Raw genomic sequence first — 9,923 nt, 5'->3', positions numbered from 1 at the left:
CCCTTATGGCGCTCAGTGTCGTTGCATGGTTAGTCTCGATCGCGGTTCACGGCCTCCTTGTGCTCGCACTATTCGTGCCCGTCGCCGACGGGGCTGCGTTGGAGGAAGGCACCGGGAGCGACATTATGGTCGTCGAGCAGGGTGTAGCCATTGAGGGCATTGCCAAGCTCGGTGAGGACGTTGTTTCGGTCGAGGCCGTGGAAGCCCCGCCAATGATGAGTTCGGTGGCTCAGCCCTTGGAACAGGTGGAAGCGATCGAAGATCAGCAAGAACTGCCCGTCGAAGACGTTCCTGAGGTTCAGCCAGTCCAGGACATGGTGCTTGCTTCTGAGACAGGCCCTGAGAGTGAGCTCGTTCAACCTCCTGAAGAGTTGCTGAATGAACCCGAGCCCGAGGTCGAAGAGCAGGAAATTGTTGCGCCGATTCAAGAACCGGTCAAAGAACCCGAGTTAGACTTGAAAGAGCAACCACTGCCACAGCAGATTGCGGCAGTCGCGCAACAGACCGTGATTACCATGCGCGCAAGCTCGGGTGAAGAACTGAGGGGCGGCGACGCCACTGCGCACAGAGCCTATCTCGGCAAGCTTCGGACGCATCTGGAAGGATCGAAGGTCAACCCGCGCACCAAACGCGTTGGCACTGCGGTCGTCCGCCTAACCGTCAATTCCAACGGCAAACTTGTTTCGAATGAAATCGTCAAGAGTTCAGGGTCGAAAAAGCTCGACAATGCCGCGCTGGCCTCAATTGCAAACGCCGCTCCTTTTCCATCAATTCCATCGGAGGTTGGACAGGAGACGATCTCGGTTTCGGTACCGTTTCGGTTTAAGGTCCGATGACCAATTGCATTCGTCCACTCAGTCGAATTCATACCCAATAAATATCTTCAGCGCGACATCGGACGTTGCTTTGGTAAGGCCGAACTGCAGGCCAGCGCTCACGGTCAGTTCCTTACTCTTCCTGTCGACTTCGTAGAGCTCGTCGTCGAAATCGTCTTCCTTGCCGAACGTATAGTAGAAAGCTGGCCCGATGCTGTGCTGCTGCAGATCGAAGGGCCCGGCATTCGCCATGTCCTCAATCTCGCCGAACATTTCGACCGCGAGCCATAGGCGCTCACCGAACAGCTCTTTACGCCATTGCCAGCCATAGTCAAAACCAAAGCCCTCCTGTTCGTTCTTATCACCAATCTCTTTGAAGAAAAGTGGATTTAGCACAAGCGTATAGTTCCACTTGGATAGCTCGACGATCGGCCCGATGGCGACTTCGGGATCCGCCTCCTCGCGCACCTGGAATACAGGTTGCTCTGTCCCACCCTGCACAGCCAATCCGAGCCCGTCACCTTCACGTGTGATCAGTTCGAATTGTGACTCAAACTCAATGGAGTTGAGCCTGAAGTACTCGCCGGCTGGCTCATCAAACACATGCGTGAGTGCCACCAACCAAAAAGTCGTCGGGCTATATTGAATTTCAAAGTCTTGGCTTTGCTTAAGCGGGGCGTCTCCAGGATCGGTTGATAGGTCGACGCCTTCGATCGCCCCGCTGGCCGGCAATCCGCGGTGCCATGCGCCGCGATATTGAAGCTGAGTCTCACCGGGATCGATCGTGGATTCTTGGATTTCGAATTCCGCAAGTGCTGGCCTCATGGAACCCGCGACGACCAATACGACGACGATGAGGAACGTGGCGCGCAACATGGTCAATACTCAACCGCGAGAGTTATACGCACAGCTGTATTGGCCGACGCATCTGTCAGGCCGAACAGCATCCCGGCGCCAAGAAGCCATTCCCTCTCGTCCTCCGGGTCGGAAAACACATAAAGGCTTGGTCCAAGAACGTGGATCTGCGAGTCGAACGGACCTGAGTGAGCAAGTTCCTCGATCTCGCCGAAACCCAGCACCGCAGCGCCTAAGCGCGGCGCGAACTGATACCTAAGCTGCGCAGCATACTCGAACCCCCAACCGTCACGTTCCGCAGATTCCCCGACATCCGTCGCAAGCCGTGGATTGAGGCTGACCAGCCACGGCCCAGAAGCAATTTCCACAACCGGGCCGAGCTCAAATTCGTCGGGGGCGTCTTGGTTGAGTGACTGAGAGTAAGGGCCGTAACCCATCATAAGCGCGAGACCGAATTCGTCTCCATGGCGCGGGACGAGCACAAACTGCGTCTCGACGCCTAAGGAGGTAAATTGGATGGATCCGCCGTCTGGCTCCTCGAAGTTGGGCGTCAGACGGAGCATCCACCAGTCGGTCACGCCGTACTGAAGCTCAAGCTCATGACTTTGGCGCAGCAGCTCGCTCTCATCTTCGTCGTCACGCGGCGGAAGTTCCCAATGAGAGGCACCACGATACTCAGCCTCGAAGGCTCCTTTTTCTGCATCGACCTCAGGGATTTCAAATTCGGCAAGCGCACCGGTCGCGGTTAGCGCCATGATGGCGGGGACCACGCCTCCTAAGACCGCGACAACGTACTGTAAATCACGGACGGCAACCGCACCGCGTCCGACCCAAGACAACACTTTGCTCCCTGCACAATGGCTCAAGCGGTTTGTCCGCCCTTTTTGCCAAGTATCTTGGGACTATAAGGTATTTTGCAAACTCTCGTACATAGTTAGTACAGCAGATTTGAGGTGCGCTCGAGAAAACACTGGATCGCATCTCCTGACGCAAGCCGAGGAACGGTCGGAACCCCCAGCCGTGGGAACGCCCGTCTATCGTGTGAAAATGCAGTATAGATAGTCTACCGCTTCGTTCAGCCGGGGAACGGACCGCGGCTCAAAAAAACTGTGCCCGGACGTGTCTCGCCGCGGCTGCTGAGGAGCGTTTTGCATCCCATGCTATACCGTACGAAGCTTTTGATCGCCGCTTGTCTGTTGCTTGCCATGTCACTGTCGGCGGCGGCATTTTCCTATTGGGGTGTGGCAGAATCACATCGCTATTTAATCCGCTCTCGAATTGCACACGAGCAGCTGGAGCGGCAGCTCCAGCTTTCGCGGCATAGCCAACAGCTCTTCAAGGCCTGGACCGATACGCTCCTCACCGGACTGTCCGACCGGCCCCTGGGCGAGGCCTACCTAAAAAAAGTCATTGAATCGGACATGTCGGCCCTCGAGGAGCTGTCGCGCCGGGAACATGCCATTGTGGACCCCGAAGAGCGCAGAGCCGAACTGGCCGAAGTCCACCGGCTGGCGGCGATCCGGAAAGAGTACCAGATTGCGCTGGACCAGCTGGCGAAGGTGGACCAGCTCAGAAGCCGTGGACGCCCCGACATCGCCTGGCAAAATTTGGTCGAGCTCCTCAGGGGCGGACTCGATCGCAAACTCAACGAACTCATTGAAGTTGCCGTCGCCGACGAAACGGCCGAAGTGCTGCGGATCGATGCCGCCGCAACGAAGCTCCTGACCCGGTTGGAGCGCATTAGCACCATCCATGCCGCCCTTGCGCTATTTATCACGCTCGGCCTTGCGATCGTGTTGATCCAGGGCCTACGCGCCCCGCTGGCCGCGCTCCTGCACGGGACGCGGAAGCTTGCGGAGGGCGATCTGTCCTACCGCATCAGCGTCTCCGGCAAAGACGAGTTTGCGGAGCTTGGCCGCAGCTTCAACAATATGGCCGGGGACCTTCAGGACCACCAAAAGGCGCTCCAGGACGCGCGCGACAATCTGGAATCCATCGTGGAGGAAAGGACCGAGGAACTGCGCCAGGCAAACGAGTCCTTGCGGAAAATCGACGAAACCCGGCGCGCCTTCTTCGCCGATATCAGCCATGAATTGCGGACCCCCTTAACCGTCATTCGCGGCGAAGGCGAGATCGCGCTGCGCGGCCGCAACAAACGCGTCGCGGAGTACAAGCACTCCATCGAGCGCGTCGTGGAACAGGCCAAGCACCTGTCCGTATTGGTGGGCGATCTCCTCTTCATCGCCCGGCAAGGCGCGGATGCGGCGAAGCTCAAGATCCGCCCAGTGGACGTCACCCAACTTGTCGGAAGTGTCGTGGGTGACGCCAAGATCATGGCCATGAACAAGGACGTCGGCGTCGCGTTTGCGGACGAGACCCCGCACGAGACGATCGACGCCGATCCGGCACGCCTGCGGCAGCTCCTCCTCATTCTCCTCGACAATGCCGTCCGCTACTCCCACGCCGGCGGAAAGGTCGTGGTCGGCCTATCGCGCCAAAACGGGACCGTCACGATCCGGATCGCCGATACGGGGGTCGGAATTCCTCAGGAGGATTTGGAAAGCGTTTTCGAGCGTTTCCGGCGAGCGGGCAACGCAGCCGAGGTCAACGATGAAGGCTTGGGCCTCGGCCTCCCCGTCGCCAAAGCAATCGTAGAAGCCCATGGCGGGAAAATTGAGTTAGAAAGTAAGGTCGGGGAAGGAACGACCGTTCTGGTAAGCTTGCCGGAACAAGCGGAGGGGAGCCGAGCGTGAACGTGCTCTTGGTAGAAGATGAGCCTCGCGTCGCCGACTTCATCGACCGTGGCTTGCGCGCGGAGAACCACGGGGTCACGGTGGCGCAGAATGGCGGCGACGGAATCGATCTCGCGAAAACCGGCGATTTCGACGTGATCATACTCGATCTCATGCTCCCAGATATGCATGGCTATGACGTATGCCAGCGCCTGCGCCAAGACGGTCAGCATACGCCGATCCTGATGCTGACCGCCATGGACGCCATTGAGGACAAGATCAAGGGCATCAAGATCGGCGCTGACGACTACCTGACCAAACCGTTCGACTTTGACGAACTGCTGGTCCGGATCGAGGCGCTGGTGCGGCGCTCGCATAACTTCACTCAGCGTTCGAACGTCCTGACGGTGGGCGACCTTAAGCTCGACCGAGAGTTGCTGGAAGTGACGCGCGGGGGCGAGTCGATCAAACTCACCGCGAAGGAACTTGCGATCCTGGAACTGCTAATGAGTTCGCCGGGCCGGGTCTTTTCGCGGACCCGCATCCTCAATCAGGTTTGGGGGTATAGCGAGGACCCGCTCACCAATGTCGTGGACGTCTATATCGCCCGCCTGCGGCGCAAGATCGATACCAAGGGGCGGGACCCGCTGATCGAGACGGTGCGCGGCCACGGCTACCGCTTGAAAGCGGCGGCGGCGGCCTGATGCAACCGGAGCCTATAGGACTCCGCCCGGGGCCGCATGTGGCAATAAATTCAGGAAAAGTGGTATTATCGCAGGCACTATTGGCAGTATCCCAATGGAACCTTGCGAAGCGTGGCGCATCTTGTAGATTATGCCTCGCCACTCGCCGACGACGTGCCATAACGATTTCAGGCCTTACCAGCAGGCTACGGCCTTGCGCACCTGTCTGCGACTGTTTCCTTAGATGCGCAACGCCTGGACTAATCTCAAGAACCTGGAACAGAATGACACTTGGAGGAGCCCCGTTGCGCACACGCCTGCTAGCCTTTTTGTGCATCGCCTTGGCGAGCTGCATTCCCGCCCACGCGGACGACGCGAGGTCGATCGAGATCGGCGTCCTAAAGTTCGGCACGGTGAGCTGGGTCATGGATACAATCCAAGCCAATGGTTTCGACAAGGCCGAAGGGATCACTCTCGACATCGTCCCCCTGGCCAGCACGCAGGCAACCGCTGTCGGCCTTCAGGGCGGATCGCTGGACCTGGTGGTGACGGACTGGCTCTGGGTCTCAAGGGAACGCTCAAGTGGAGCCGATTTCAGCTTTGTTCCCTTCTCCACGGCGCTGGGCGCGATCATGGTTCCGCCGGATTCACCCATCAAGACGCTGGCCGATCTGAAGGGTAAAACGCTCGGCGTCGCGGGCGGACCGCTCGACAAGAGCTGGCTCCTAATCGTCGCTTACGCGCTGCGCACGGCGAATATCGATCTTCGGACCGAAACCACCCAGGAATTTGGCGCGCCACCGCTTCTGGCCGCACGGGCAAAGCGAGGCCAGATCGACGCCGTCCTGAACTTCTGGCCTTACGCCGCCCGCTTGGAGGCCGTCGGTTTCACTCAGCTTATTGGCCTTGAAGATGTTGTTCGGGAGCTTGGCGCCAAAGGTGAAGTCGCTATGCTCGGCTATGTCTTCAACGCCGATTGGGCGAAACAAAATCCGCTGGCGATCGATGGCTTCGTCCGCGCCGCGACCAGAGCAAACGAACTGCTGGCGACCTCCGACGCGGAATGGGACCGTCTGAAGCCGGTGATGAGTGCGAACGATCCATCCTTCGACGAGGCGACGTTCGAGGCGCTGCGGCGCCGTTTCCGTGAGGGGATTCCCGAGCGCCAACTCACCTCGGAAGAGGCCGACGCGAAAATTCTGTACCAGTTCCTACGCGAGCTGGGAGGGACCAAGCTGGTGGGAGCGGGCACAGAACTCGCACCCGGAACCTTTTGGCATGGGTCCGCGCAGTGACTACGGCGGAAGCACGGCTGGGAACACCCCGCCAACAAGCCGCCTGGTACTGGCGCGGCCCATGGGTATCCATTGTATCCGTGGTTATCTTTGTGCTGGTGTGGTTTCTTGCGGCCCATTTTGCCCAAAGCCGGCTCCTGCCGGGACCCGTTGAGGTCGTCGACTATGTGATCGAGGAGTCGCTGCACGGCAACCTCATCTTCCAGCTTGGCATCACGCTTTGGCGCGTCACCGCAGCCTTCTTCGTGGCTATGGTCATCGGCAGCGTCATCGGCCTGCTTATGGGACAGTTGCCAGCCGTAAACCGCGTGCTCGATCCCTGGCTGATCGTGCTGCTCAACCTGCCCGCGCTCGTGATTATTATTTTGGCCTATGTCTGGTTTGGCCTAAACGAGGCGGCCGCGATCGGCGCCGTTGCGCTGAATAAAATCCCCAATGTCATCGTGACAGTGCGCGAGGGCGCGAGGGCGCTCGATCCCGGGCTCGACGAAATGGCGCGGGCCTACCGCCTGTCGCCTTGGAGCAGGTTCAGGAACGTCACCCTGCCGCAGCTTCAGCCCTATTTCGCGACGGCTTCCCGCACAGGGCTCTCTCTAATTTGGAAAATCGTTCTCGTGGTCGAGTTGCTCGGCCGCCCGAACGGTGTGGGCTTCGAACTTCATTTGAATTTTCAGCTTTTCAACGTGACGGCCATTCTCGGCTATACGCTTGCCTTCGTGGCGGTCATGCTCGCGATCGAATATCTATTGGTGCAGCCTCTTGAAAGATACTCAACACGCTGGCGCAACAAGCCAGTTTAGGATTCGCATCGAGGAAAAGACCCATGTCGGGGCTGACGGCTCGCATCTGACGGCGATCCGCGACCTGTCGCTCGACCTGAAACCTGAAAGCATGACCGTGCTGATGGGGCCATCGGGCTGTGGCAAGACCACGCTGCTTCGTACGGTCGCCGGGCTCGACGACGACTACACGGGCGAAATCGATATGCCGCCCCATGCGCGGCTGGGCTTCATGTTTCAGGACCCGCGTCTGCTGCCCTGGCGGACGGTCCGGCAGAACATCGAGTTGGTCGCGGCGCCTGGTTTTACCGAGACGGATCTCCAGACTCTTGCCGAGGCCGTCGGCGTCGCCGACATGCTGCCGCGCTATCCCCAGGAACTGTCGTTAGGTCTGGCGCGCCGCGCGGCCCTAGCCCGTGCCTTCTCGACCGAACCGGATTTGCTCCTCCTGGACGAGCCCTTTGTCTCACTTGACGAGCGGACCGCCGACCGGCTTCGCCGCCTGTTGCTCGAGGTTTGGTCGGCACGGCCTACGACGGCCGTGATGGTCACGCACAACCCGAGAGAGGCGCTACAGCTTGCCGATCAGCTCGTGGTGATGGCCCCACGCCCCACGCATGTCCTCTCAGTCGAAACGATTAATATGCCACAAGCCGAACGCGATCCGGCGATGATCGAGGCGCTCCATACTGATCTTGCGCGTCGCTTTCCGGAAAATTTTGCCGGTATGTAAGGAAGGGTCTAGCCTCCGGCCGGCCCCATCGCCTTGCGCTGCTGAATGCCGCGGGATGGATCGTAAGCCCACACGGATAAGGCCAGAAAGACGACCGTACAGCCGGCCACGACGGCGAACGCCTCCCAGTTCATCTTCTGATAGAACGCGAACCGGATCAGCTCCACCGCCCAGGTGAAGGGGTTGTAAAAGCAGATCTCGTAGAGGATCCAGCTACCCTCGCGCATCTTCCACAAGGGGTAGAGCGCCGAGGAGGCAAAGAACATCGGGAAGATCACGAAGTTCATGATCCCAGCGAAATTCTCAAGCTGCTTGATCGTCGAGGACAGCAACATGCCGAGCGCGCCGAACATCATGCCGGTGAGGATCAGCGCGGGCAGTGCGGTCACATAACCCCAAGGTGGCAACTCCACGCCGCACAGCCAGGCCACGGCCAGGAACGTGTAAACCTGGAACAGCGAAACCAGGACCCCGGCGAAGAGGCGCGAGATGAGCAGGAACCAGCGCGGCAACGGCGTCGTCAACAGGACCCGCATTGAGCCCATTTCACGGTCGTACACCATCGACAGCGAACTCTGCATGCCGTTAAAGAGCTGGATCATCGCCAGCAGGCCGGGCGTGATATACACGTCGTAAGTAATGTAGGTCTCGTAAGGCGGGATAATCGAAATCCCGAGCGCGGCCCTGAATCCGGCCGCGAAAATGATCAGCCAAATCAGAGGCCGGACGAGTGCCGCGAGAAACCGCTCCCGCTGTTGCAGAAATCGCAATAGCTCGCGCCACACAATCCCGCGAAAGGCTCGGAAATAATGCAAAAACGTCATGCGGCGACTTCCCCCACCCCGTGCCCCGTGAGACGCCGGAAGGCCTCCGCCAAACTGTCGGACCCCGTCTCTTTTTCGATCGCCGCAACATCACCGCGCGCCACTACGCGTCCCTTGTCGATGACCACGAGATCGTCCTTGCTCTCGACTTCGTCGAACAGATGTGTGGCCCACAACACACCGATATTGTCGTCGACCGCAAGATCGTGGATGTGACGCACGATTGCCTCGCGTGTGGGATCGTCCAGGCCGATCGTCGGCTCGTCGAGCAGAAGTAGCTTCGGGCTGTGCAGCAAGGCACGCGCAATCTCCACACGGCGCCGATGGCCACCGTTCAACGCGCGGACCTTCTCCCCGATGCGTTCATGCATATCAAGTGAGGTCAGTGCCTTGTCCATCCGCTTATCGGCCTCGTGCCGATCCAAACCGCGGAGAGCCGCGAAATAGCGGAGGTTCTGCTTCACCGACAGGTCGAGATCGAGAGTCGGTTGCTGGAACACGACCCCCAAGGGTCCCAATACCTTGAAGCCCCAGTCGCTCGCCGCACGGCCATCGATTTCAATGCGCCCGTACGGTGCATCGAACAACCGGGTAATGAGCGAAAAGAGCGTTGTCTTGCCGGCACCGTTAGGCCCAAGAAGCGCCGTCACTCGTCCGGGATAGACGTCGAAGCTCACATCGTCGAGCGCCTGCTTGGTGCCATACCAATAGGATACATTCTGAACCGATAGTACCGGCTGCGACGTTCCGGCGGCGCCGGTTGATGAATCGTCCATCGTCGTCCGTCCCTTTGGAACTCTTGCGGTCCCTGTTCGGGCCTCGCGAATTGTTCGTTTCCTCACCTGAGGAATAGCCTTTGGCCTCCGCTTTCACAAGCGCCCGGCCCCGCACAAAACCTTGAAGGACCCCCCGGCCGGGCCTCTTCGCCCCTCAGCGGTCAAGTCCTTGGGGATTTGGTTGTAGCTTTGGGGGTTTGGCGGGCAAGAGGTGTTTAGGCAAAAAAGAAGCCGCCCCGAAGGGCGGCTTCCTGATTTTCGTCGTCTGGGCCAATGGCCTAGAAGAAGATGATCCCACCAAGCTGGAACAGGTTGTTATCGTCGAAGCCCTGCGTGCGCCTCTCAAGGGTGTTCAGATCCTGGATATCCAGTTCCGTCACACCCATGTTTTGCCAGCGAGCGTAAACATGCATCGCAGCGGCGTCGATTTC

10 protein-coding genes are annotated in these 9,923 nt (G+C 59.3%); 6 read left to right on the top strand and 4 right to left on the bottom strand.

Annotated features, from left to right (window positions below; all coding sequences use genetic code 11):
• A partial coding sequence (locus tag WBQ77_RS00905) for an energy transducer TonB family protein (protein WP_424058499.1) occupies positions 1-836 on the top strand: 836 nt, incomplete at its 5' end.
• Positions 837-854: 18 nt separating this feature from the next.
• Here the strand turns inward: WBQ77_RS00905 and WBQ77_RS00900 are convergent.
• Entirely contained in the window at positions 855-1,691 is an 837-nt protein-coding gene (locus tag WBQ77_RS00900; RefSeq protein WP_424058497.1) for a hypothetical protein, read from the bottom strand.
• A 2-nt stretch (positions 1,692-1,693) separates the two neighbouring features.
• A complete protein-coding gene (locus WBQ77_RS00895) occupies positions 1,694-2,509 on the bottom strand; it encodes a hypothetical protein (protein WP_424042181.1) in 816 nt (271 codons plus the stop codon).
• A 318-nt stretch (positions 2,510-2,827) separates the two neighbouring features.
• Here WBQ77_RS00895 and WBQ77_RS00890 point away from each other — a divergent pair, with 318 nt between their 5' ends.
• The 5 genes from WBQ77_RS00890 to WBQ77_RS00870 all read left to right on the top strand — a co-directional run bounded on the left by WBQ77_RS00890 (position 2,828) and on the right by WBQ77_RS00870 (position 7,892).
• The gene (locus WBQ77_RS00890; protein WP_424042180.1) at positions 2,828-4,423 is read left to right on the top strand and encodes an ATP-binding protein; all 1,596 of its coding nucleotides are present in this window, start codon (positions 2,828-2,830) and stop codon (positions 4,421-4,423) included.
• Positions 4,420-5,106, top strand: a complete 687-nt coding sequence (locus tag WBQ77_RS00885; protein WP_424058495.1) for a response regulator transcription factor — start codon at positions 4,420-4,422, stop codon at positions 5,104-5,106. The genes WBQ77_RS00890 and WBQ77_RS00885 overlap by 4 nt, the downstream gene beginning before the upstream one ends.
• Before the next feature lie 284 nt (positions 5,107-5,390).
• Entirely contained in the window at positions 5,391-6,380 is a 990-nt protein-coding gene (locus WBQ77_RS00880) for an ABC transporter substrate-binding protein (protein WP_424058493.1), read from the top strand.
• Positions 6,381-6,460: 80 nt separating this feature from the next.
• Positions 6,461-7,180: an ABC transporter permease gene (locus WBQ77_RS00875; protein ID WP_424044961.1), complete on the top strand. Its 720-nt coding sequence runs from the start codon at positions 6,461-6,463 to the stop codon at positions 7,178-7,180.
• A complete protein-coding gene (locus WBQ77_RS00870) occupies positions 7,140-7,892 on the top strand; it encodes an ABC transporter ATP-binding protein (protein ID WP_424044959.1) in 753 nt (250 codons plus the stop codon). Before WBQ77_RS00875 ends, WBQ77_RS00870 begins: the two co-directional genes overlap by 41 nt.
• A gap of 8 nt (positions 7,893-7,900) precedes the next feature.
• Here the strand turns inward: WBQ77_RS00870 and WBQ77_RS00865 are convergent, their stop codons facing one another.
• Together WBQ77_RS00865 and WBQ77_RS00860 are read right to left on the bottom strand one after the other, a co-directional pair.
• Positions 7,901-8,716 (bottom strand): ABC transporter permease, encoded by an 816-nt coding sequence (locus WBQ77_RS00865; protein ID WP_424044958.1) that lies wholly within the window; start codon positions 8,714-8,716, stop codon positions 7,901-7,903.
• Positions 8,713-9,492, bottom strand: a complete 780-nt coding sequence (locus WBQ77_RS00860) for an ABC transporter ATP-binding protein (RefSeq protein ID WP_424044956.1) — start codon at positions 9,490-9,492, stop codon at positions 8,713-8,715. The genes WBQ77_RS00865 and WBQ77_RS00860 overlap by 4 nt, the downstream gene beginning before the upstream one ends.
• Positions 9,493-9,923 lie beyond the last annotated feature (431 nt).

Source organism: Methyloceanibacter sp., assembly GCF_049590335.1.
Taxonomy (GTDB): domain Bacteria; phylum Pseudomonadota; class Alphaproteobacteria; order Rhizobiales; family Methyloligellaceae; genus Methyloceanibacter.
This window is presented reverse-complemented; position numbering and strand designations above follow the sequence as displayed.

Bases quoted from the DNA above. Each gene is read 5' to 3' on its own strand.
- WBQ77_RS00900 (WP_424058497.1), bottom strand. From the start codon at position 1,691: ATGTTGCGCGCCACGTTCCTCATCGTCGTCGTATTGGTCGTCGCGGGT.
- WBQ77_RS00860 (WP_424044956.1), bottom strand. From the start codon at position 9,492: ATGGACGATTCATCAACCGGCGCCGCCGGAACGTCGCAGCCGGTACTA.
- WBQ77_RS00865 (WP_424044958.1), bottom strand. From the start codon at position 8,716: ATGACGTTTTTGCATTATTTCCGAGCCTTTCGCGGGATTGTGTGGCGC.
- WBQ77_RS00890 (WP_424042180.1), top strand. From the start codon at position 2,828: ATGCTATACCGTACGAAGCTTTTGATCGCCGCTTGTCTGTTGCTTGCC.